Genomic DNA, 22,628 nt, shown 5'->3' with positions numbered 1-22,628 from the left:
GGGTCTATGACCCGACGATCGTTTCAGCGGTCACAACGGGACCGCGGCGGCACGCAGGATGTGGTCGGCCACGGTAGCGGCCCCCTCCGCCCCGATCACGATCGAGTAGTGGTTGGTGTCCGGGACCAGGACCGCCGGAATCTCCAAGCCGGCCAGTCGCTGCGGGTCGTACAGGGCCTGCGGCTCGTTCATCAGCCCGCGTTCGGCGTACAGCAGCACCGCCGGCACCCGCAGCGTGTGCACGGCCGTCAGGGTCTCGTCGTCGACGATGACCTCACCGCCGTCGGTACGGACCGCCTCGGCCACGCACGACGACCGGAACGGGCCGTCACCGATCAGGTCGTGCTCCACGTACGCCTCGACCGCGGGCGACCAGGCGCCCGCGAACGCCGGATGCGCCTGCCAGAACTGCCGGTACGCCTCCCGGTCGGGGAAGGTCATGGACAGCCGCGCCATGGCTGGCCCGAGCACGGCCGCGAGGACGGCGTCGAGGTCGGTGCCGGCCGGGGCCGGGAAGGCGACCCCGCCGTCGACGAGGACGACGCCGTCGACCCGCTCGGGGTGGCGGCTGGCCGCGACCGCGGCGACGAAGGCGCCCATCGAGTGGCCGGTGAGCACGGCCCGGTCGGTGTCGAGCCGGTCCAGGAGCGCGATCAGGTCGTCGGCGTGCCGGCCGATGCCGTACGGGCCCGGCGCGTCCCGGCTGCCGGCGCGCCCGCGCAGGTCGGGCGCGACCAGCGTGACGCGCCTGTCGAGCCCCCGGGCCACCTGGGCCCACGACAGTCCGTTGGCCGTGATGCCGTGCGCGGCGACCACGACCGGGGCGTCGGCCGCCTCGGCCGGCCAGACGTGCACGAGCAGGTCACCGATGCGGGTTGAATTCATGCGCGCCTCCGATATCGGCTCAGGCCGGCGATACCGCCGGGCAGAAAGTAGACCACCACGACGAACAGCGCGCCGAGGATGAACTCCGGCTGGGACAGCGGGAGGCGCAGCGGCGCGGGGAGTCCCGCCACCGTGCCCGAGCCGGCCAGCGCGGACAGCCGCTGGTCGAGGTAGGTGTAGAGGACCCCGCCGAGTAGCGCGCCCCACCGGGTGCCGGCGCCGCCGAGCACGGTCATCACCAGCAGCCCGACGGTGAACGCCGACGTCGTGATCTGCGGCGTCGACCCGCCGAGCAGGAGCAGGTGCACGACTCCCCCGGCCGTGGCCAGGAACGCCGACAGCACGTACGCCAGCAGCCGGAACCGGTACGGCGACAGGCCGAGGACTGTCACCCGCCGCTCGTTGTCGCCGATGGCCCGCCACACCCGCCCCGGCTCCGACTCGACCGCCCAGCGCACCAAGACCACCACGACGGCCAGGTACGCCAGCGCCAGCCAGTACAGGTTGACGGTGTTGGCGACCCCGGCGAACAGCGCCGGTACGTTCGCGAGCGACAGCCCCTCCTCGCCGCCGGTGAGGTGGGCGCTCATCACCAGGATCGAGCCGACCTGCGCGAAGGCGAGCGTGACCATCGCGAACGCGATGCCGTTGACGCGCAGCGCCACCGCGCCGAGCACCGCCGGTAACAGCAGCCCTACACCGGCGGCGGCGGCGAGCGCCGGCCCCCAGCCCCAGTGCAGCTTCGTCACGGCGACGTTCGCGGTGTAGCTGCCGGCGGCCACGTACAGCGCATGGCCGAACGACAGCAGTCCGGTGTGTCCGAACAGCAGGTCGTAGGTGACCGCGAAGCCGGCGAACAGCAGGCACAGTGCGAGCAACTGCAGCGAGCCAGGGCTGTTGAGCCCACCGGGCAGGACGCCGGGCACCGGGAGGGTGGTGTACGGCACGACAGCCAGCAGCACGAGGGCGACCACTGGCCACCACCGCCGGACGCGGAACCTGGGCGGTGCCGGGACCTGCGCCCCCGCCACCGTACTCGGAGCGCTCACGCTGTCCTCCCGGTCAGCCCGCCGGGGCGTACGAGCAGGACCACGGCGAGCAGCAGCACTACCGAGGCCTCACCCACCCCCGCGGCGGCGTAGTAGTTGGCGAACTGCTGCACGAGGCCGACCAGCACCGCGGCCAGCGCGCAGCCGGTGACCGATCCCATACCGCCGATCACGACGACTATGAAGGCGAAGATGAGCAGCGAACCGCCGAGCCCCGGCGTGATGCTGCCGAAGTACATGCCGGCGAGCGCCCCGGCGGCTGCTGCCGCCGCCCCGCCGATCGCGAAGACCAGCGTGAACGCCTTGCGTACGTCGATGCCGAGCGCCGTGACCATCGCCCGGTCCTCGACTCCGGCCCGCACGATGAGGCCGTAGCGGGTGCGGCGCAGGAACAGCAGCAGCCCCGCGAAGACCGCGATCGCGGCGCCGATCAGTACGAACCGGTCGTTGGGTACGACCGCGCCGAGCACCCGCGTCGTCGCGGCCGCCCAGCCCGGCTTGGCGAACGGGCGCGGGTCGGCGCCCCACGCCGCCTGCAGCAGCGCCACCCCGGCCGCGGACAGCCCGACAGTCACCAGCACCTGCTGGATCGGGCGGGCGTACAGCGGCCGGATCAGCACCAGTTCGACCGCGACCGCGAAGACGACGCCGACGAGCACGCCGACGGCCACCGCGAGCGGGAACGGCAGGTGCCGGCCGGCCCACCAGGTGGCGTACGCGCCGACACCCAGGAACAGGCCGTGGGCGAAGTTGAGCACGTCGGCCAGCCCGAAGATCAACGACAGCCCGGAGGCGATGAGGAAGTACAGCGCGCCGAGCCCGAGCCCGGTCATCGTCAACAGGACCAGGGTGCTCACGCGCGACCCACCCCCAACAGTGTCTGCAGGCGGTCCGGGTCGTCCGACAGCGCGCCGGTGTGCGCCACCCGGCCCTCGGCGATCAGGACGGCCCGGTCGGTCAGCCGCCGCACGAGCGCCAGGTTCTGCTCGACCAGCAGGATCGGTACGGTCGCGGCGGCGCGCTCCAGCACGTCGGCGACCTCGGTGACGATCTTCGGGGCGAGCCCCTTGGTCGGCTCGTCGACCAGCAGCATCCGGTTGTCGTTGAGCAGCGTCCGTCCGATGGCGACCATCTGCTGCTGGCCGCCGGACAGCGTGCCGGCCGGCTGCTTCGCGCGGGTGCGAAGCTCCGGGAACAGCTCGTACACCAGGTCGTAGCGGGGCTCGCGGTCGCGCTCGGCCAGCCGCAGGTTCTCGGCCACGGTCAGCCCGGCGAAGACACCCCGGTCCTCGGGCGCGTACCCGAGCCCGAGCTGGACTGTCTCGTACGGCCGCCGGCGGGTGAGTTCGGCGCCGTCGAAGACGACGGTACCGGTACGCGGCACGAGCCCGAGGATCGCCCGTAGCGTCGTGGTCTTGCCCGCCCCGTTGCGGCCGAGCAGCGCGGTGACGCCCGAGCCCGGCACGGCGAAGCTCACGCCCTGGAGGATGTGCGAGGACCCGATCCGTACGTGCAGGTCCTCGACCCGGAGCAGGTCGGTCACAACGGTTCTCCCAGATAGGCGTCCCGTACGGTCGGGTCGGCCATGATGCGTTCCGGGGCGTCGATGGCCAGCAGCGCGCCGTGGTGCATGACCGCGACCCGGTCGGCGAGGTCGAGCAGCACGTTCATGTGGTGCTCGACCATGAGGACCGTCCGGTCCAGCGATCTGATGACCTCCGTCAGCGCGGGTACGTCCGCGGCGCCCAGCCCCGCCATCGGCTCGTCGAGCAGGATCACCCGGGGGTCGGTGGCGAGCAGGATGGCCAGTTCGAGCTTGCGCTTGTCGCCGTGCGACAGCGAACCCGCGACCTCGGGCGCCCGGTCGGCGAGCCCGACCCGTTCGAGCGCCTCGTCCGCGGTGGCGAGCGCGCCGGCGTCGGAGTCGGCGCGCCGCCACAGCCGCAGGCACGAGCCACGCCTGGCCGCGGCGGCGAGCCGCACGTTCTCCCGTACGGTGAGCGAGGCGAAGACGCTGGAGGTCTGGAAGGTACGCCCCAGGCCCCGGCGGGCCCGCCGCTGCGGCGCTTCGCGGGTGATGTCGGCGCCGTCGAGGCGGACACTGCCGCCGCTGGCCCGCAGCACGCCCGAGATCAGGTTGAACAGCGTCGTCTTGCCGGCGCCGTTGGGCCCGATCACGGCGACGAACTCACGCTCGGCCACGGAGAAGCTGACGTCGGACACGATCCGCGCGCCGCCGGCGTGCCAGCTCAGGTCGTCGACCGCGAGAACGGTACCCATCACATCTTCGCCGCTCATTTCTTGGCCGCTCATTTCTTGGCGGCGACCGGCGGTGCGACCGTGTCCGGGTCGAGCTTCTTCACGAGCTCCGCCTTGGGCGTGCCGCCGCCGATCAGGCGCGCGGAGAACATCGGCTGGAGCAGCGCGTGGTCTTCGGCGCGGACGGTCAGCTTCCCCTTGACGCCGTCGAAGCTCCACCCTTCGAGGGCCTTCACCATGGCGTCGGGGTCGTCACCCGCAGCAGCGGCGTGCACGATCATCTGCGCGGCGGTGAAGCCGTCCACGGTGAACAGGTCGACGGCGCCACCGGCCTTGGTGACCCGCTGGGTCATGGCCTTCTCCACCTCGGTGCCGCCGGCCCCGGCGAAGTAGTGCGCCAGGAAGCTGATCTTCCCGGCGATCGGCCCGTACGTCGCCCAGGTGGCCGAGATGTCCAGCCCGGTCACGACGGTCGTGATGTCGAAGATCCCCTGCTGGCCGAGCGCGTTCCACATCGCCTGCGCGGTGGTGCCGGCCCACGCGACGAAGAGCAGGTCCGGCTTGGCGTCACGCGCCTTCGTCGCGAACGGCGTGAAGTCGGTGGCGCTGGCCGGCACGGCGATCTGGTCGACGGTCGCGCCGGCACCGCCCAGGACGGCCTTGACGGCGGCGACGTTGGCCTGGCCGAACGCGCTGTCCTGCGCGAAGACGGTGATCTTCTTGCCCTTGACGTCACCCAGGAACGCGGCCGCGGTGCGGATGTCCTGCCAGGTCTGGCGTCCCGAGCGGAACGTGTAGTGGCCCGCGCCGGTGACGGCGTCGCTCGCCGCCGGCCCCGACACGTTGAGCACCTTGTTCTGCTCGGCCAGCGACGCCAGCTGGACGGCCACGCCGGACGCGGTCGAGCCGCCGATAATCTTGTACCCCTTGCCGATGAGGTCCTTCGCGCCGGCCACCGCCTTCGACGGGTCCCCGGCGTCGTCGACCTCGGTGACCTCGACCGGCCGCTTGCCGACCTTGTTCGTGCCCTTCGTGGCGTAGTCGAGCCCCGCCTTGAACCCCTCCAGGTACTCCTTGCCATACGAGGCGAGCGCACCCGACTTGGAGTAGACGAGCCCAACCTTGATCGGCGCACCGGTGGCGCCGTCGCCCCCGCCGGCCGCCTGCTGCGGACTGCCGCACGCGGTCGCGGTGGTGACCAGGACGGCCGTCACGGCCAGTCCGACAGCGAGACGTGCCTGACGCATCGACGCCTCATCCCCTTACGGCTTGAAAAGACCCGGCTTCAAAGGACCTCTGGCCGTGGTGGCCGCTATGGCCTCCGGGCACAGTGTTTCGGCCAGGTTAGAAAGACGCCGTGATCCTCGATACGTACGCGCCCGCCACACTTGCGCCCAGGTACATGTGGGCGCCCGCCAAGTGGCAAGCGGCCTCAATCCGTGTGCAGCCGGTACAGCCGCAGCGCCAACTGCAGGTCGAGCGCCCGCTCCGGCCGCTGCCAGTCCGCGCCGAGCAGGTTGCCCAGCCGGCCCAGCCGCTGGGTGACCGTGTTGACGTGTACGTGCAGGATCTCGGCGGCCCGTGCGGGGCTCGCGCCGACACCGAAGTACGCCTCCAAGGTCTGGCGCAGTGCCGTGCCGTGCCGGGCGTCGTAGTCGAGCACCGGCCCGAGGGTGGTGCGGACGTACCCGTCGATGTCGCGGTCGCCGGAGCCGAGCAGCAGCCCCACGAAGCCCAGGTCGGCAGCTGCCGCGCCGTCGCCGACCCGGCCCAGCGCCACGAGGGCGGCGGCGCACCGCCCCGCCTCCCGGTAGGCGTCGGCCACCTCCGCCGGGCCGCGTACCGGCCCGGCCGCGCCGATCGTCACCGGCACGCCGACCGCGCCCCGTACCTCTCTGGCCAGGTGCCGGGCCAGCTCACCGGGGTCGCCGCCCGGAACGAGCAGGACGCCGACGCCGTCGCGGTAGGCGGCCAGTCCGCCGCGGTGGGCCGCCTGCCCGGCGGCCCAGGCCGTGATGCGCTGCCGCAGTTCGGCGGGGCCGCGCAGGACCGCGACGGCGTGGACCTCGTCGAGGTCGACGCCGAAGCGGCGGGCCCGCTCGCGTACCGTCTCCAGGTCTTCGATGGGCCGGGACACGAGGTCGTCGAGCAGCTCGCCGCGCACGCGGCTCTCTGCCTCGGCCAGGCTGCGCCGCGACAGCAGCAGCAGCGCGGTGACCACCGCCGCGCGCTCCAGGATGCGCAGGTCGCCCTCTGCCAGCTCCCCGGAGGGGCGCAGGACGAGTGAACACAGCGCCTCGCCGCCCGCGCCGCCGACCGTCGCCCACAGGTCTCCACGTTGGACGGTACGGCCGAGCGCGCGGGCCGCCGCGGCCGCGTCGGCCAGCACGTCGAGCGGGCCCACCTCGCCGACGTTGGCGAGGCACCGGCCGTCGCCGTCGAGTACGCACACCGCGCCGGTGAGCAGTTCGGCGATGCTCGCGGCGAGGTCGGACAGGTCGCCGCCGCGCAGCACGAGGCTGGCCATCCGGTCGTGCGCTTCGGCGGCGCGCTCCACCGACGCGCTGTGCTCGCTGATGAACCGGTTCGCGGCGCTCAGCTCTGCGAGGGCGGCTCTGGTCTCGGCCAGCAGCCGGGCGTTGTCGATGGCGACGGCGGCGTGCGCGGCGAGCGAGCCGAGCAGTGTGACCTCCTCGCGGGAGAACGGCCGGGCGGTGCGGTTGGCCGCGAACAGCACGCCGACGATGCGGCTGCCCAGGCGCAGCGGCACGCCGAGGATCGCGACGAGCCCCTCCTCGCCGACCGCGGCGTCGATCTCCGTGGTGTGGTGGAACCGGGCGTCGTTCGGGTAGCTGGAGGTCACGTACGGCGTCGCCGTCTGCGCGACCAGGCCGCCCAGACCGGCACCCATCGGCAGCCGTACCTGCTGGAAGCGCGCCGAGACCGAGCCGTCGGTGACCCGCATGTACGTGTCGCCGCGCTCCTCGTCGCGCAGCGTCATGTACGCGACGTCCGTGCCGAGCAGCTTGCGCGCCCGGCGCACGATCGCCTCCAGTACCGCGTCGAGGTCGTGCAGCATCGCCAGGTCGGAGATCGTGTCCACCAGCGCCGACAGTTCGGCCTCCCGGCGCCGGCGGCGTTCGAGCAGGGCGCGTACGCCGAGCGCGACGCTGCGGGCGCGTTCCAGCTCGTCGAGGATCCGTGGCGGTGCCCCCGCCGTGCGGGCCTCCAGGGCGGGCCGGTCGAACTCGACCGCCGGCGCCTCCCGGGCGAGCAGGTCCAGGTACGCGGTCGCCCACGCCGCCGCCCCCGTCTCGTCCACGCGCATCCCGTCCACGACCATCCCGTCCGCGCTCGTCGTCTCCACGCGCATCCCGTCCGCGCTCGTCGTCTCCACGCGCATCCCGTCCGCGCTCGTCGTCTCCACGCGCAGCTCCCGGAGCTCAGTGGGCGGTCCAGCCGCCATCCATCATGATCGACTCTCCGGTCATGAAGGATGCCTCCGGCGAGCACAGGTAGACAACCAGGTCGGCCACCTCGGCCGGCTCGACCAGCCGCTTGATCGCCGCCGGCGCGAGCATCACCTTCTCGACGACCTCGTCCGGTGCGATGCCGTTGGTCGCGGCCTGCGCCTCGATCTGGCGCTCCACCAGCGGCGTACGCACGTACGCCGGGTTGATGCAGTGGGACGTGACGCCGTGGGCGGCGCCCTCCAACGCGATGACCTTGGAAAAGCCCTCGAGCCCGTGCTTGGCCGTCACGTACGCGGACTTGAACGCCGAGGCCCGCACCCCGTGCACCGACGAGATGTTCACGACGCGGCCCCACCCGTTCGCGTACATGCCGGGCAGGCAGCGGCGGGCCAGCCGGAACGGCGCCTCCAGCATCACCCGCAGCATCGCCGTGAAGACCTCCGGCGGGAACTCCTCGATCGGCGCGACGTGCTGGAAGCCGGCGTTGTTGACCAGAATGTCGACGGTGCCGGCACCGAGGTCCAGCGCGTCGACCGCGTCGAGGTCGCTCAGGTCGGCCACGACCGCCCGGACGTCGGCCTCGCGGGCAACCTCCTTCAGCCCCGTCTCGTCGCGGTCGAGCGCCACCACCGTCGCCCCCGCCCCCGCCAGCCGCACGGCGCAGGCGCGGCCGATGCCGCTCCCCGCCCCGGTCACCAGCGCGGTACGTCCGGTGAGATCCACCTGTACGGCCATCAAGCCCCCTTTTTGACGAGCGCCTCGGGTGCGGGCGCCGATGGTGTTGCGCCGGGGCCCCGCCGCGCCAGCCGGGACAGCGCGGGCAGCCGCCGCGCCCGGGGCAGCCACATCGCCGCCGTGCCCCAGATGCCGCGCCGGAACAACAGCACGACCAGTACGAAGACGGCTCCGGTCACGATGCCGGTGCCGTCGAAGCCCGCCGTGGCGAGCACATCCTCCAACTGCACCACGAGCGCGGCGCCGATCACGCTGCCCCACAGCGTCCCGATGCCGCCGAGCACGACCATGAGCACCGCCTGGCCCGACGTGGTCCAGTGCACGTCGTCCATCGAGGCGAACCCGTGGCCGACCGCGTGCAGGCCGCCGGCGAGCCCGGCGAGCGTCGCCGACAGGACGAACACCAGCAGCTTGTACCGCTCGACCGGGTAGCCGAGCGCGCGGGCGCGGGCCGGGTTGTCACGGATCGCCACCAGGACCCGACCGAACGGCGACCGCACGATCCGCCACGCCGCGAAGACGCCGAGCAGCACGAGCGGCAGCGCGGCGTAGTAGAAGTAGAACGGGTCCGACAGATCGACGCCGAACAGGTCCCGGGGGATGCCCTGCAGCCCGTTCTCGCCGCCGGTCAGCGAGCGCCACTGGTTGGCGATGAAGTACACCATCTGCGCGAAGGCCAGCGTCACCATCGCGAAGTAGATGCCGGTCCGCTTCACCGACAGGTACCCGATCGGCGCGGCCAGCAGGCCCGCGGTCACGGCGCCGGCGATCACCGCGACCGGGAACGGCGCGCCGGTGTGCAGCGCGACGAGGCCGGTGGCGTACGCGGCGGTACCCCAGAACGCGGCGTGCCCGAACGACAGCAGGCCGGTGAAGCCGAGCAGGAGGTCGACCGAGATGGCCAGCAGCGCCCACACCGCGATGTCGAGGGCGATCGGCGGGTACACCAGCCAGGGCAGGGCCAACGCGACGACGAGGCCGAGGAGGATTCCCCACCGCTTCATACCGTGCCCCCTCATACCCTCGCCTCCTCTCGACCGAACAGGCCCGCCGGCCGCCACAGCAGGACCGCGGCCATGAACACGAACACGAGCGTCTGGGACAGCGCCGGCACGTACAGGTTGCACAGCGCGGTCGCGACGCCGATGCCGAAGCCGGCGACCACCGAGCCCACGATGGAGCCGAGGCCGCCGATGACGACGACCGCGAAGACCGTGATGATCAGGTCAGCGCCCATCAGCGGGTTGACGGCCCGCATCGGCGCCGCCAGGACCCCGGCGAGCCCGGCCAGGCCCGCGCCGAAGCCGAAGACCGGCGTCACCCAGGCGCCGACGTTGATGCCCAGCGCCCTGGTCAGCTCGGGCCGCTCGGTCGCCGCCCGCACCACCACGCCCACCCGGGTACGGGTCAGCAGGTACCAGACGGCCGCGCACGCGGCCGCCGAGGCTGCCAGCACGAAGACCTGGTAACCGGGGTAGTTGAACAGCCCGAGGTCGATGGGGTGGTTGAGCTCGGCCGGCGGCGGGTACGGCCGCGACGTCACGCCGTACTCGCGCTTGACCAGATCCTGCAGCACCAGCGCGATCCCGAAGGTGAGCAGGAAGTTGTAGAGCGGGTCGAGCGCGGCCAACCGGTGGATGAACGCCCGCTCCAGGAGGCAGCCGAACACGGCGAGCGCGACGGGCACGGCGGCCAGGGCGAGCCAGAAGTTCACGCCCGCGTTGGTCAGGAGCACGTACGCGCCGAACGCGCCGAGCATGTAGAACGCACCGTGCGCGAAGTTGACCACGCCCAGCATGCCGAAGATGACCGACAGGCCGAGCGCCAGCAGCGCGAGGAACGCGCCGCTGACGAGGCCGTTGAAACACTGCTGTACGAAGTTGGCCACGGTGTGCCTTATCCCAGGTGGCAGCCGGCCGCGGCGCTGTCGGCCACCGGCCGGAACGCCTGGTCGGCCGGGATCGTCTTCAGGATCTTCTCGTAGTCCCAGTCCTCCTTGACCTCGCTGCTCGGCTTCACCTCGGCCAGGTACACGTCGTGGATGACCCGGTGGTCCTCGCCGCGGATCTTCGCGTTGCGGGCGAACACGTCGTCGAAGGAGTGCCCGTCAAGCTGCTTGGTCACCGCGTCCGAGGCGTCCGTGCCGGCCCGCTGCACCGCCTCCAGGTACTGCATCGCCGCCGAGTAGTTGGCCGCGTTGGCGAACGACGGACGGACATGGGTGCGCTGGTAGAACTTGTCGGCCCAGGCGCGGGCGCGCTGGTCCATGTTCCAGTACCAGGCGTCGGTGAAGTCCGTACCGGCGAAGGCGTCCGGGCCGAGCGAGTGGATGTCGGTGATGAACATCAGGCCGACCGACAGCTTGATGCCCTTGTCCCGCAGCTTGAACTCGTTGTACTGCTTGACCAGGTTGATCAGGTCGCCGCCGGCCTGCATGGCACCGAGCACGTCCGGCTTCGGGTTGAGGTTGGGCGCCTTGAGCAGGAACGTCGAGAAGTTGTCGTTCGGGAACGGCGTCGGATCCTTGGCGGCGACCGACCCGCCGGCGGCCGTGATCGCCGTGCCGAACTGCTTCTGCATGTCCTGGCCGAACGCGTAGTCCGGGTAGACGATGTACCAGTTCTTGCCACCCTGCTCCGTGACGGTGGTACCGGTGCCGTGGGCGAGCATGTAGCTGTCGTACGCGTAGTGGTACGTGTACTTGTTACAGGACTTGCCCGTGAGGTCCGTCGTGGCGCCGGTGATGTTGAAGTAGAGCTTCTTCTTCTGCGCGGCCACCGTGGCGACCGCGAGCGCCGCGGACGAGGTGGGTACGTCGAAGATGGCGTCGGCGCCCTGGCGGTCGTACAGTTCCTGCGCCTTGGAGTTGGCCACGTCCGGCTTGTTCTGGTGGTCGGCGGAGACGACCTCGATGTCCTTGGTCACGGCCTTGGCGCCGTACTTGGCCTTGAAGTCCTCGACGGCCATCTTGACCGCCTCGACGGAGTTCTTGCCGGACACGTCGGCGTACACACCCGACTGGTCGTTGAGCACGGCCAGGACGATCTTGTTGCCGGACAGCTTGCCGCCGGCGCTCGTCGGACCACCGCCGCAGGCGGTGAGCGCCAACGACACGGTTAACGGCACGGCCAGGGCCGCGATGTGGGTTCTGCGCATTCCCTGTCTCCCTTTACATCCCGAGGTAGGCGAGAAGTTCGTGTTCCCGGCGCTTGACCTCGGAGTTGTCGAGGCTGTCCACCACGCGCCCTTCGGCGATCAGGTAGTGCCGGTCCGCCACGGTCGTGGCGAAATGAAGGTTCTGTTCGATCAGCAGGACGGTCACGCCGTGCTCCTTGACGGCGCGCAGGATGCTGCCGATCTGCCCCACCAGCAGCGGCGACAGGCCTTCGGTGGGTTCGTCGCACAGCAGCAGGCGGGCGCCGGTACGCAGCACCCGGGCGAGTGCCAGCATCTGCTGCTCGCCGCCGGACAGCCTGGTGCCGGGGAACCTCCGGCGCTCTTTGAGCACCGGGAACGCCTCATACACCCGGGACAGTGGCCAGGCGTTCTCCCCACCGGCCCGCGGCATGGTGAGGTTCTCCTCGACCGTGAGGCTCGCGTAGATGCCGCGGTCGTCGGGGACCCAGCCGATCCCGGCCGCGGCGCGGCGGTGCGCCGGCGTCCCGCCGAGATCGCCTCCCAGGTAACCGACGTACCCGCGCTGGTGGCGGTGCAGCCCCATCACGCACCGCAGGAGCGTGGTCTTGCCGGCGCCGTTGCGGCCGACCAGTGTGACGACCTCGCCGGCGGGCACGTCGAGGGTCACCTCGCGAAGCACCTGGGCCTCGCCGTACCAGGCGGACAGCTCACGAATCTGCAGCACCGGACTCTCCCACGTTGCGCTCAGGGTTTTCGCGCTCAGGGTTTTCGCGCTCGCCGCCGCCCGGCTCGCCCAGGTACGCGGTGATGACCCGCGGATCGGCGCGCACCTCCTCGTACGGGCCCTCGACGAGGATCTGTCCCTGTTGGAGGACGGTCACCCGGTCGGCGAGGCTCGCGACGACGCTCATGTTGTGCTCGACCATGACGACGGTCCGCCCGCGCGCCACCCGGCGCACCAGGCCGACCGTCCGGTCGACGTCCTCGGCACCCATGCCGGCCGTCGGCTCGTCCAGTAGCAGCACCCTCGGGTCGAGCGCGAGGGCGACGGCCAGCTCCAGCGCGCGCTTCCGGCCGTACGCCAGAGCCCCGGCCGGTACCTCGGCGACCTCGTCCAGGCCGACCTCCGTGAGCAGTTCGAGCGCCCGGTCGCTGAAGCGGCGCAGCTGCCGGTCCGAGCGCCAGAACCGCCAGCCCAGCCCGGTACGCGCCTGCAGCGCCAGTTCGACGTGCTCCCGCGCCGACAGCGCCGGGAACAGCGTGGTGATCTGGAACGAGCGGGCGACGCCGAGCCGCGCGATCCGCTCGGGCGCGAGGCCGGTGACGTCCCGACCGTTGATCTCCACCCGGCCGGCCGACGGCGTGATGAACCCGCTGAGGAGGTTGAACAGGGTCGTCTTCCCCGCGCCGTTCGGCCCGACGAGCGCGTGCACGCTGCCGTCGCGGACCTGGAGGTCGACGTCCCGCACCGCGGCGAAGCCCCGGAACTCCTTGCGCAGTCCGCGCGTCGAGATGATGGTTTCCACGCACCCCTCCATGTCTGTGACGCAAGACACTAGGGGCCGGTGAATGTGTGGGCCACGTGGTGAACGCCCACATCCCCGCCCGGTCGGGTGGCTTCCCGACACACGCACCGGGTCGCTACGGCACCACCGGCCGCCGTGACACATGTGGCGGCACGCCGGTCCCGACCGCTCCGGCGATCGGGTGGCGCACCGGCTCGGCAGTCCCGGCCGCGCCGGCACGCCGGAAGCGGGGAACCGGAAGCGGGGAACCGGAAGCGGGGAACCGGGCAGCCGTCCGGAGCATCTGAGCGCTGCGGTCGCTGAAGACTGCGGTTGCTGAACACTGCGGTCTCTGAAGACCGCGGTCGGTGAAGCGGGAGGTACCGATGATCGGGTCAAGGATGCCGGACGGCAGCGGGTGGCGTGGCCGACGGCCGGCGGTCACGGCGGCGGTCTGCGCCGCGCTCGCCGTCGTGGCAGGCGGATGTGCGCACGGCCGGCAGCCGGGTGGTGCCGACGGCGGCCGGTCAGATGCCGCTTCTGCAGGCCCATCTTTTGCGGGCCTGTCGTGCTCCGTCGCCGACCCCACCCCGACGTCGCCCGCTCCGAGCGCCCCGCCCAGCCCCGTACCACTACCCGCGGACTTCGTCCCCGTGTCGGCGAGCCGTTGCGTGGTGGTCGTCAAAGCCGTCGCCGGGGACGGCGAGTGGGAACTGCATGACGAGCAGCGGGCGACCGGCCCGTTCGACGCTCTCGTCCGCGCGCTGCGCGCCCCCTCCGAACGCGGGGACGCCCGGCGCATCTGTTCGGCCGTCGGGATGGTCCCGATCGTCATCACCCTGACCGACGCCGACGGCAGGACGACCACCCCGGCCATCCCGCAGGACAGGTGCGGCCTGCCCCAGCAGAAAGCCCGGCAGGCGATCCAGGCGCTGCCGTGGCGGACCGTCACGGAGACCAGAGTCCGGCAGACCCGCAGCCAGACGGAGCTCGAATCGGGCTGCCCCGGCCAGTACAAGCCGGTGATCGCCATCGAAGCCGCTGTCGGCCGGGGCGCGGCCGGCACCGCGCCGCTGTTTCCCGGCACCCCGCCCACCACGCTCCAGGTCTGCCGGTACACCTTGGACCCGACCTCGGCCGTCGAGGTCACCGGTTCGGGCACCCTCGCCGCGGGCCGGCTCACCACCGCGACCACGCTCACCGGCCCCGCCGTGGCCAGACTCGTCGCCGGTCTGAACGCCGCCCCGCCCGTCACCGGCCGCTGCGACCAGCCCGAGGCGCCCTTCGCCGTCCTTGCGGACTCGGGGGTGGTGGTCGAGACCGGTGGCTGCCACCGCACGCTGAGCGCGGCCGGAGGGCTCCGTCAGGTGGACCCCGCGACCGCGGCGATCCTCACGGGTTGACCGGCCGGGCCGGGACGCGAATCGCACCCTGCCATCCGCTCGGTCACGTCCCGGGCGCTGGGTTGTACCCGTTCAGCAGCCGGTTCACGATCCGATCGAAGATCTCGTCGGGCGCCGGCGGTGCGGTGCCCCCCTCCGTCACGACCTGCGTGAATCGGGGGTACCGCCCGCTGGCGACCACGCTGCCCAGGTACGCCGCCAGGCTCGCCTGGAACTGCTCCGCGCTGTCGCCCGCCTGGCGGACCGCCTCCGTCTGCGCCAACTCCGACTGCACGTACGAAAACACGAGGCCGTTGAGGAGCCCGATCAGCTCCATCGCGGTCGTGCCGTCGAGTACGCCCTCGACAACGGTCAGGACGAACTCGATGTAGCGAAGGGTGTTCGGACCCATGCGCGTGAAGCCGGGGCGCTGCGCCATCGCGCGCGGTAGCCACGGGTGCCGGTGGGCGATCGCGCGGGTCTGGCGGGCGAGCGCCACGAGGACCGGGCGCCAGGCACCCAACGGGCCGTTCGGCAGCCGGTACTCCGCGGCGACCGCGTCGATCATCAGGTCGAGCAGATCGTCCTTGTGGCTGACGTAGTTGTACAGCGCCATGGTGCTCGAGCCGATCTCGGCGGCGACCCGGCGCATGGACACGGCGTCGAGCCCGTCCGCGTCGGCGATCCGCACAGCCGCGGCGGCGATCTCGTCACGGCTGTGCGCTGGCCGGGGCCCCCGGCCAGCGCGCTCGGGTCGCATCCAGATCAACGGCTCGGCCGGCGGCACGTCACATCACCTCCAGAGAATCCTAGTTGCGTACACGGTACGTAGTCCGATCGCGACACGATCACGTACAGCGCACGGCGCTGCTGCTGGACCTCGTGCCACTCGCCGTCCGCCGGCACCACCACACACAACGGTGACCCCGGGACAAGCTGACCTCGGCAGGAGGTGTTGGCCAGGGTGCCCGAACCGGGACTGTCCCGCAGCGGTCAGGTAGGCGAATGAGCAGCCGGCAATGGGACAGACGGGCGAGGACGCGGAGCCCGGGCGTCGGGGGCCACGGTCGGCGTTGTGAGCGAGTCGCGAAGGGCAGCACCGCGACGCTCGTGGCGAAGCGCGCCGGATGAGAAATACTCAGCGACGTGACTGCAGTCAGCCCGAGCCCTCAGCTTCCCGGGGAGTTCACCGACCCACCGCCCTCGCCGCTGGACCTGCTCGCGGCGTGGCAGGAGCGGGCCGAAGACGCGGGTGACCCGCTCTCCTCGACGCTCGTCCTTGCGACCGTTGACCATTCTGGTCAGCCGACGACCCGGTGTCTTGCGCTCGCCGGCTGCGATGAGCGAGGACTGGTGATGTTCATGAACATGGGCACTCGCAAGGGCCGCGACATCGCAGGCAACCCGAAGGTGGCGGCGACGTTGTACTGGCCGTCGCTGTTCCGTCAGGTGAACGTTACGGGAGTCGTGCAGCCGGTGGAGCCGGTCGAATCGGACCGTCTGTGGGAGTCACGCGGAACGGTGGGCCAGGTGGCTTCCCTTGCCTCGAATCAGGGCCAACCGCTGCACGACTACGCCGCTCTGCTGGCGCGCGTTCAGGCCACGGACGCGAGTGAACCCATCCTGCGGCCCGCTGAGCATGTCGGCTTGCTGCTGGTTCCGCAGACGGTGGAGTTCTGGCACGGGCAGCCCAACCGGTTGCATTTCCGCCTCCACTATCAGCGGAGGCGACAGGACTGGGATACCACCCTTCTGCAGCCATGACCGGGGCACCGCACCCCGGCCGTATGGCCCGATCGCAGATAGAGGTTCGACATGATCCTTCCAAAGGTTCGAGACCCTCGCTTCGTGACGATCCGCCGCGGCGGGACGCTCACCGACTCGAATCACCACCTCCTCGCACTTTGGGCGGCATCGTGCGCAGAGCACGTCCTTTACCTTTTCGAGGCGGCCCGACCGGAGGACTCACGACCGCGCAAGGCGATCGAGCACGCCCGTGCCTGGGTGCGCGGCGAGGTCAAGATGATGCAGGCCCGCGCTGCGGGCGGCCATGCAATGGGCGCGGCCCGAGACCTGCGTGGGGCAGCACGGTATGCCGCGTACGCGGCTGGCCAGGCCGGGGTGGTCGCCCATGTCGCCGCGCACGAGCTCGGTGCCGCCGCCTATGCGATCAAGGCCGCACGTGCTGCGGCGCCGCAAGGCGACGGCGAGGCCGCAGGGCGGCTCGAGTGCCAATGGCAGCGCGATCAGCTCCCCGAGGCGATTCGCGAGCTCGTCCTCGACGACCAGCGGTTGCGAAACGACATCTGCTGGTCAGTGTTCGACTGCTGAGTTGGTCGGGGCTCAGCGCCCGCGGTGTCGCCGTGGTGCACGCCGCGCAGCTGATCGCCCTCCGCGCAGGAGCGTGTGCGGGGCCCGGCCCGCTGGCCGGCAGTACCGCCGCTGGACCCCGGTCGCCGTCCGCCTGGTGCCCTTGGCGATGACCCGCGACGCTGCGTGCAGCGGGTCGGGGCAGGGAACCGCGGTCAGGCGCTCGGGGCGACCTCGTGGCCGTGCCGCCACTCGTCACTCCTGTCGAGCTCAGGACAGGCTGAGAACCATCCGCAGGTACGGATAGCCACCCGGCCCGGGCCGCTCGTGGCCGTCGGGCCGCCAACCACGCCGCAGATAGAAGGCGCGGGCCCGCTCGTTGCGCTCCCACACCTCCAGACGGGCGGTGACGACCCCGGCCTGACGCCAGCGGCGGACGCTCTCGTCGTGCAAGCTGCTGCCGATCCGCCGGTCCCAGCGCTCCGGCACGACGTACAGCCCGAACAGCTGTGCCACCGATCCGGGGTCGGCGTCCTCGACCGGCTCGAAGGGTGGTCCGAGGGCCGCGAAGCCGACGACCCCGCCGCCGCTCTCGGCGCACAGCGCCGTACGGTCCGGCCGGGCGACCGCCCGCTCGTACGCGGCCCGCATCCCGGCATGGTCGGCAGGATCGTCGAGCACCTCGTCGGGCACCATACCCCGGTAGTAGGTGTCGCGCGCCCGCCGATGGATCTCCACCAGCGTGGCGGCGTCGTCCACGGTGGCCTGTCGGATGCGTACCCCGGTCATGCGCGTACCCCGGTCATGGTGGTCAGGTTCGCACAGCAGCGCAACCGACGGCGACGCCGCGAGGAAGCGACCGCACCCGCTGTCCGAGCGCGCCACGGCGAGGATCACACGAGCCACCCACCTTATTTCTACGACTATCGATCGAATGCCTGTTATGCCGGGTCGCACGGCGCACCGTCCTGCCCTAGCCTGCCTGGCGCGACACGAGATCACGGGGAGGCACGTGTGCGCTCTGACCATCCGGTGCTGCGCGGCGGCGCAGCCGTCCTGTGCGGCGTGGGCCTGACCCTGCCCGCCGCCCTGCCCGCCGCCGCCGCGCCGCCCACGGGCGCGGCGGACACCGCGGTGACGGCGACGTTCGACCGCGGCAGCTACCACGTCGGCGACAAGGTCACGATGACCGTCGTCGTCACGAACAAGGGCTCCGCCACCGCTGGCGGCGTCCGGCTGCGCAACGGCGGCTTCGTCGGTGGGGTGGACTGGGCCGGTGGCCCGCCGGACCCGGCACCGTTCAACCTTGCTCCCGGCGCGTCGAAGACGCTCGTCGCACACGGCTCGGTGAGCTCCGCTGGCTACGACCGGGGCTACATCAACGACCTCCTCTACTTCGCCGCCGACACCGGCGAGAACAGGGACAGGCTGGGCGACAACTTCGGGCGCCCGTGGGCCGCGGTGCCGGGCGGCCACGGAACGCTGGTGCTCCGGGCGGTGGAGAGCGGTGACAGCCGCGCCGAGGACGGCCCGCCGGTGACCAATGTGCTGGTCACCGTGACCGACGCCGTCAGCCACAAGGTCTACACGACCGGGAAGACCGGCAGCAGCGGCCGGCTGGAGCTGCACCACGTGCCGGCGAGCAGGTACGAGGTCGTCTTCACCGCCCCGGCCGGGTGGAGGTTCACCCCGGACGAGCGGGGGTACGCGGTCAGCAGGTTCGACGAGCCGGTCGGCAACGGCACGACCGAGACCGCCATGGCCGTGCTCAGCCGCGCCGGGGAGTCCGCTGCGCCCCAGCAGCCAGCGCCGAGCCCCACCGCCACCGCCACCGCCACCGCCAGCACCACAGCCAGAACCACCGCCAGCGCCACTCCGGCGCCGGCCGGTGCGGCGCCGGCGTCCGCGGGCGCCGGTAGTGGCCTGCCGGTCACCGGCTCCGCCTCCGCGCTCGTCGCCGGTGCCGGACTGGCAGCGCTCGCCGTCGGCGCCGTCGCCATCCGGACGGTTCGGCGCCGGCGTCCCCGGTTCGTCGCCTCGGACTGACGACCGGTCGGATCGGGGTGCCGCCGGGTCCGGACCGTCGACATCGCGCCCCGACGCGCCGGGTGCCCGTACGTAGCACGGGAGGGTATCGACGGTTATCGTGCGGGCAGCGCCCACGAGGCGCAGCTCCCACACGGAAGGCACCTCATGACACCTCCCCCCGGACCGTCCCGGCGCCAGGTCCTCGCCGCGGCCGCGGCGGCGGCCGCCGCACCACTGGTGGCCACCGCTCCGGCACACGCGGACGACGCGAAGGAGCCCGGAAAGCGCCAGCCCAGGACGTACGACCTGACCGTGCTCGGCACCTCCGACACCCACGGCAACGTCTGCAACTGGGACTACTACAAGGACGCCGAGTACGACGACAGCCAGCACAACGACGTCGGCCTGGCGAAGGTGGCCACCCTGGTCAACCGGATCAGGGCCGAGCGTCGCGGCAAGGCGACCCTCGTCCTCGACGCCGGCGACACCATCCAGGGCACCCCGCTGGCGACGTACTACGCCAAGCAGGAGCCGATCACCTCCACCGGCGAGAAGCACCCGATGGCCCGTGCGATGAACGTCATCGAGTACGACGCGGTGACCCTCGGCAACCACGAGTTCAACTACGGACTGCCGCTGCTCGGCCTGTGGATCAAGCAGCTCGGCTTCCCGGCCCTCGCCGCCAACGCGGTCAACGTCCGCGACGGCAAGCCGGCATACCTGCCGTACGTCATCAAGAAGGTCGAGCTCGGCGACGATGCGCCGACCCTGCGGGTGGGCATCCTCGGCCTGACCAACCCCGGCGTCGCCATCTGGGACAAGGGCAACGTCGAGGGCAGGCTGCGCTTCGAGGACATGGTCGCGACGGCCGCGAAGTGGGTGCCGGTGATGCGGGAACGCGGCGCCGACATCGTCATCGTGTCCGCGCACGGCGGTGACAGCGGAGTGTCCAGCTACGGTCCGGAGCTGCCCAACGAGAACCCGGCGGCGCTCATCGCGAAGCAGGTTCCCGGCATCGACGCGATCCTGTTCGGCCACGCCCACCTGGAGATCCCGGAGCGGTTCGTCACCAACGACACGACCGGCGAACAGGTCGTGATGTCCGAGCCCTCGAAGTGGGGCCAGCGGCTGACCCGGATGGACTTCACGCTCAGCCGGGAGCGCGGCAGGTGGCAGATCACCAGTAAGCACGCCACCCTGCTCAACACCAACACCGTCGTGGAGGACCCGGCGGTGCTGGCGGCGGTCCGGGCGCAGCACGCCAAGACCGTCGCGTACGTCAACCAGGTCGTCGCGCAGTCGAAGGTGGAGCTGTCGGCGGCCGAGTCGCGCTACAAGGACACCCCGATCCTCGACTTCATCAACAAGGTGCAGACCGACACGGTGACCGCCGCCCTGGCCGGCACGCAGTACGCCGGCCTCCCGGTGCTGTCGATCGCCGCGCCGTTCAGCCGCACCGCCGTCTTCCCCGCCGGTGACGTGCGGATCCGGGACGTGGCCGGGCTCTACATCTACGACAACACCCTGGAGGCCGTCGTACTCAGCGGCGCCGAGGTCAAGGCGTACCTGGAGTACTCGGCGAAGTACTTCGTCCAGCTCGCCCCGGGCGCGCCGGTCGACTCCGGCGCCATCAACGATCCGTCGATCCCGGACTACAACTACGACGTGCTGTCCGGTGTGGATTATGACATCGACATCAGCAGGCCGGTGGGCCAGCGGATCGTGAAGCTGGAGCGCAGCGGCGTGCCGGTCGCCGACGGCGACCAGTTCGTCGTCGCGGTGAACAACTACCGTCGCAGCGGCGGCGGCGCGTTCCCCGGCATCGTGAAGACCCAGGTGTACAACCAGCAGAAGGAGATCCGCCAGCTGCTCATCGACTGGGCGCAGGCGAAGGGCGCCATCGACCCGGCCGACTTCTTCGAAGCCAACTGGCGGCTGGTACGCGAGGGCGTGCCGGTCTTCTGAACCATCTCATCGCAGGGGCGTGCCACCGGTGGACGGTGGCACGCCCCGGTCTTTTCAGCCCGTTCCCAGCAGCTGTTCACTACCGTCGGCGGAACGGCCCACCTCGACGCCCCGGTAGCGGGCGTACGGGTGGGCCGACCGGCGTCAGGCCCGGCCGCGCTCGGCGCGGTAGCGGGCTATCAGGGCGTTGGTCGACGAGTCCTGGTCGAGCTTCGGCGCCTCGGCGCTGGTGAGCAGCGGCGCCAACCGGTTGGCCATCACCTTGCCCAGCTCGACGCCCCACTGGTCGAACGGGTCGATCCCCCAGATCATCCCTTCGGTAAAGGTGATGTGCTCGTAGAGCGCGACGAGCTGACCCAGCGTCGACGGCGTCAGCTTCGGCGCGAGGATGGAGGTGGTCGGGCGGTTGCCCGGCATCACCTTGTGCGGCACCACGGCGGCCGGCGTACCCTCCGCCTCGATCTCTTCCCGGGTACGGCCGAAGGCCAGCGCGGCGGTCTGCGCGAAGAAGTTGGACATGAACAGGTCATGCATGGCGTCGAGGTCGTGGTTGGGTTCGCTGAACGCGATGAAGTCGGCCGGCACCAGCTTCGTACCCTGGTGCAGCAGCTGGTAGAACGCGTGCTGGCCGTTGGTGCCGGGCTCGCCCCAGAAGATCTCGCCGGTCTGGCACGTGACCGGGGTGCCGTCGGCGCGCACCGACTTGCCGAGGCTCTCCATCGTCAGCTGCTGCAGGTACGCCGGGAACCGGTGCAGGTACTGCGAGTACGGCAGCACGGCGTGGGTCTGCGCGCCGAGGAAGTTGTTGTACCAGACGTTGAGCAGGCCCATCAGTACCGGCACGTTCCGCTCGATCGGGGCGCGCCGGAAGTGCTCGTCGACGGCGTGGAAGCCGGCGAGCATCTCCCGGAAGCGCTCCGGCCCGATCGCGAGCATGAGCGACAGGCCGACCGCCGAGTCGTACGAGTACCGGCCGCCCACCCAGTCCCAGAACCCGAACATGTTCGCCGGGTCGATGCCGAAGTCGCGGACCCGCTGCTCGCTGGTGCTGACCGCCACGAAGTGCTTGGCCACGGCGGATTCGTCCGCGCCGAGCTTCGCCAGCAGCCACTGCCGTGCCTGCTTGGCGTTGGTGAGCGTCTCGAGCGTGGAGAAGGTCTTGGACGCCACGATGAACAGCGTGGTCTCGGGGTCGAGGTCGTGGGTCTTGTCGTACAGGTCGGTCGGGTCGATGTTGGAGACGAACCGGCAGGTGATGTCGGTGTCGCGGTAGGCCTTCAGCGCCTCGTAGGCCATCACCGGCCCCAGGTCCGAGCCGCCGATGCCGATGTTCACGACCGTCCTGATCGGCTTGCCGGTGTGGCCGCGCCACTCGCCGGAGCGCACCCGCTCGGCGAACGCGGCCATCCGGTCGAGGACGGCGTGGACGTCGGCCACCACGTCCTGACCGTCGACCACGAGCCGGGCGTCGCGGGGCAGGCGCAGCGCGGTGTGCAGGACGGCCCGGTCCTCGCTCGTGTTGATGTGCTCGCCGCCGAACATGGCCGCGATCCGGTCCCGCAGCCCGACCCGGTCCGCCAGGGCGGTCAGCAACGCCAGCGTCTCGTCGGTGACGCGGTTCTTGCTGTAGTCCACGTACAGGTCGGCTACCTGGCCGGTGAGCCGTTCGCCGCGGTGCGGGTCGGCGGCGAACAGGTCCCGCAGGTGCGTGTCGCGGATCTTTTCAGCGTGGGTCTGCAGCGCCTGCCATTCGGCGGTGGTGCTGACATCGATGCTCATCGGGCAGCTCCCGGCTCGAGGATCGTTACGACCTCAAGTTACCCGCGGCGGACCCGGTACATGTCGCCCGGCCAGCGAAGGTCACGCGGACCCGGACGTGATCATGGACACGACCGGCCG

At 71.3% G+C, this 22,628-nt stretch carries 19 protein-coding genes and 2 pseudogenes; 5 read left to right on the top strand and 16 right to left on the bottom strand.

All coding sequences use genetic code 11. The features are described 5' to 3' along the window. Positions 1–30: 30 nt before the first annotated feature. From HC031_RS23185 to HC031_RS23125, 13 genes and pseudogenes are all read right to left on the bottom strand, one after another. A complete protein-coding gene (locus tag HC031_RS23185; protein WP_167927491.1) occupies positions 31–885 on the bottom strand; it encodes an alpha/beta hydrolase in 855 nt (284 codons plus the stop codon). Then, positions 882–1,934, bottom strand: coding sequence for an ABC transporter permease subunit (locus HC031_RS23180; protein ID WP_167927490.1), 1,053 nt, complete (start codon positions 1,932–1,934; stop codon positions 882–884). The genes HC031_RS23185 and HC031_RS23180 overlap by 4 nt, the downstream gene beginning before the upstream one ends. Next, a complete protein-coding gene (locus HC031_RS23175; protein ID WP_167927489.1) occupies positions 1,931–2,791 on the bottom strand; it encodes an ABC transporter permease subunit in 861 nt (286 codons plus the stop codon). The genes HC031_RS23180 and HC031_RS23175 overlap by 4 nt, the downstream gene beginning before the upstream one ends. Then, the gene (locus HC031_RS23170; RefSeq protein WP_167927488.1) at positions 2,788–3,477 is read right to left on the bottom strand and encodes an ATP-binding cassette domain-containing protein; all 690 of its coding nucleotides are present in this window, start codon (positions 3,475–3,477) and stop codon (positions 2,788–2,790) included. Before HC031_RS23170 ends, HC031_RS23175 begins: the two co-directional genes overlap by 4 nt. Continuing rightward, positions 3,474–4,232: an ABC transporter ATP-binding protein gene (locus HC031_RS23165; RefSeq protein WP_420813665.1), complete on the bottom strand. Its 759-nt coding sequence runs from the start codon at positions 4,230–4,232 to the stop codon at positions 3,474–3,476. Before HC031_RS23165 ends, HC031_RS23170 begins: the two co-directional genes overlap by 4 nt. Positions 4,233–4,243: 11 nt before the next feature. Then, entirely contained in the window at positions 4,244–5,440 is a 1,197-nt protein-coding gene (locus HC031_RS23160; RefSeq protein ID WP_167927487.1) for a substrate-binding domain-containing protein, read from the bottom strand. Positions 5,441–5,625: 185 nt separating this feature from the next. Next, positions 5,626–7,521: a helix-turn-helix domain-containing protein gene (locus HC031_RS23155; protein WP_167927512.1), complete on the bottom strand. Its 1,896-nt coding sequence runs from the start codon at positions 7,519–7,521 to the stop codon at positions 5,626–5,628. Between the two features lie 115 nt (positions 7,522–7,636). Next, positions 7,637–8,401, bottom strand: coding sequence for a 3-hydroxybutyrate dehydrogenase (locus tag HC031_RS23150; protein ID WP_167927486.1), 765 nt, complete (start codon positions 8,399–8,401; stop codon positions 7,637–7,639). 113 nt (positions 8,402–8,514) lie between these two features. Beyond that, positions 8,515–9,420, bottom strand: a pseudogene (locus tag HC031_RS23145) (branched-chain amino acid ABC transporter permease); the annotation flags it as partial. Beyond that, positions 9,417–10,289 carry an ABC transporter permease subunit gene (locus HC031_RS23140; protein ID WP_167927484.1) on the bottom strand — a complete coding sequence of 291 codons (873 nt, stop codon included), beginning with the start codon at positions 10,287–10,289 and terminating at the stop codon, positions 9,417–9,419. The gene HC031_RS23140 and the pseudogene HC031_RS23145, both read right to left, overlap by 4 nt. Before the next feature lie 8 nt (positions 10,290–10,297). Continuing rightward, positions 10,298–11,557 (bottom strand): ABC transporter substrate-binding protein, encoded by a 1,260-nt coding sequence (locus HC031_RS23135; protein WP_167927483.1) that lies wholly within the window; start codon positions 11,555–11,557, stop codon positions 10,298–10,300. A gap of 13 nt (positions 11,558–11,570) precedes the next feature. Then, the gene (locus tag HC031_RS23130; protein WP_167927482.1) at positions 11,571–12,263 is read right to left on the bottom strand and encodes an ATP-binding cassette domain-containing protein; all 693 of its coding nucleotides are present in this window, start codon (positions 12,261–12,263) and stop codon (positions 11,571–11,573) included. A 67-nt stretch (positions 12,264–12,330) separates the two neighbouring features. Then, positions 12,331–13,065: pseudogene (locus tag HC031_RS23125) on the bottom strand (ABC transporter ATP-binding protein); the annotation flags it as partial. Positions 13,066–13,715: 650 nt separating this feature from the next. Here HC031_RS23125 and HC031_RS23120 point away from each other — a divergent pair. Further along, positions 13,716–14,447: a hypothetical protein gene (locus HC031_RS23120; RefSeq protein WP_167927480.1), complete on the top strand. Its 732-nt coding sequence runs from the start codon at positions 13,716–13,718 to the stop codon at positions 14,445–14,447. 43 nt (positions 14,448–14,490) lie between these two features. Here the strand turns inward: HC031_RS23120 and HC031_RS23115 are convergent, their stop codons facing one another. After that, positions 14,491–15,213, bottom strand: coding sequence for a TetR/AcrR family transcriptional regulator C-terminal domain-containing protein (locus HC031_RS23115; RefSeq protein WP_205863108.1), 723 nt, complete (start codon positions 15,211–15,213; stop codon positions 14,491–14,493). Between the two features lie 359 nt (positions 15,214–15,572). On the opposite strand from HC031_RS23115, the gene HC031_RS23110 reads away from it, so the two are divergent. Both HC031_RS23110 and HC031_RS23105 read left to right on the top strand, forming a co-directional pair. Beyond that, complete coding sequence (locus HC031_RS23110; RefSeq protein ID WP_167927479.1) at positions 15,573–16,190, top strand: pyridoxal 5'-phosphate synthase; 618 nt, start codon at positions 15,573–15,575, stop codon at positions 16,188–16,190. A 51-nt stretch (positions 16,191–16,241) separates the two neighbouring features. Then, the gene (locus HC031_RS23105; protein ID WP_167927478.1) at positions 16,242–16,757 is read left to right on the top strand and encodes a putative immunity protein; all 516 of its coding nucleotides are present in this window, start codon (positions 16,242–16,244) and stop codon (positions 16,755–16,757) included. Positions 16,758–17,006: 249 nt separating this feature from the next. Here the strand turns inward: HC031_RS23105 and HC031_RS34515 are convergent, their stop codons facing one another. Next, on the bottom strand, positions 17,007–17,642 hold the full coding sequence (locus HC031_RS34515) for a GNAT family N-acetyltransferase (protein ID WP_167927477.1): 636 nt from the start codon (positions 17,640–17,642) through the stop codon (positions 17,007–17,009). A gap of 108 nt (positions 17,643–17,750) precedes the next feature. Between HC031_RS34515 and HC031_RS23095 the strand changes: the two genes are divergently transcribed. Both HC031_RS23095 and HC031_RS23090 read left to right on the top strand, forming a co-directional pair. After that, positions 17,751–18,782 (top strand): hypothetical protein, encoded by a 1,032-nt coding sequence (locus HC031_RS23095; RefSeq protein WP_167927476.1) that lies wholly within the window; start codon positions 17,751–17,753, stop codon positions 18,780–18,782. A gap of 147 nt (positions 18,783–18,929) precedes the next feature. Then, complete coding sequence (locus tag HC031_RS23090) at positions 18,930–20,729, top strand: bifunctional metallophosphatase/5'-nucleotidase (protein ID WP_167927475.1); 1,800 nt, start codon at positions 18,930–18,932, stop codon at positions 20,727–20,729. Between the two features lie 144 nt (positions 20,730–20,873). On the opposite strand, the gene pgi is transcribed toward HC031_RS23090, so the two are convergent. Then, the gene (gene pgi / locus HC031_RS23085; RefSeq protein ID WP_167927474.1) at positions 20,874–22,508 is read right to left on the bottom strand and encodes a glucose-6-phosphate isomerase; all 1,635 of its coding nucleotides are present in this window, start codon (positions 22,506–22,508) and stop codon (positions 20,874–20,876) included. Between the last annotated feature and the right edge of the window lie 120 nt (positions 22,509–22,628).

This window comes from Planosporangium thailandense (assembly GCF_011947195.1).
Taxonomy (GTDB): domain Bacteria; phylum Actinomycetota; class Actinomycetes; order Mycobacteriales; family Micromonosporaceae; genus Planosporangium; species Planosporangium thailandense.
The sequence above is the reverse complement of the archived record's forward strand: the minus strand, read 5'-3'. Positions and strand labels throughout refer to the sequence as shown.

Excerpts from the sequence above, each read along its gene's own strand:
- HC031_RS23155 (WP_167927512.1), bottom strand. The coding sequence starts at position 7,521 with ATGCGCGTGGACGAGACGGGGGCGGCGGCGTGGGCGACCGCGTACCTG.
- HC031_RS23160 (WP_167927487.1), bottom strand. The coding sequence starts at position 5,440 with ATGCGTCAGGCACGTCTCGCTGTCGGACTGGCCGTGACGGCCGTCCTG.
- HC031_RS23135 (WP_167927483.1), bottom strand. The coding sequence starts at position 11,557 with ATGCGCAGAACCCACATCGCGGCCCTGGCCGTGCCGTTAACCGTGTCG.
- HC031_RS23185 (WP_167927491.1), bottom strand. The coding sequence starts at position 885 with ATGAATTCAACCCGCATCGGTGACCTGCTCGTGCACGTCTGGCCGGCC.
- HC031_RS23105 (WP_167927478.1), top strand. The coding sequence starts at position 16,242 with ATGATCCTTCCAAAGGTTCGAGACCCTCGCTTCGTGACGATCCGCCGC.
- HC031_RS23150 (WP_167927486.1), bottom strand. The coding sequence starts at position 8,401 with ATGGCCGTACAGGTGGATCTCACCGGACGTACCGCGCTGGTGACCGGG.
- pgi (WP_167927474.1), bottom strand. The coding sequence starts at position 22,508 with ATGAGCATCGATGTCAGCACCACCGCCGAATGGCAGGCGCTGCAGACC.
- HC031_RS23090 (WP_167927475.1), top strand. The coding sequence starts at position 18,930 with ATGACACCTCCCCCCGGACCGTCCCGGCGCCAGGTCCTCGCCGCGGCC.
- HC031_RS23165 (WP_420813665.1), bottom strand. The coding sequence starts at position 4,232 with ATGAGCGGCGAAGATGTGATGGGTACCGTTCTCGCGGTCGACGACCTG.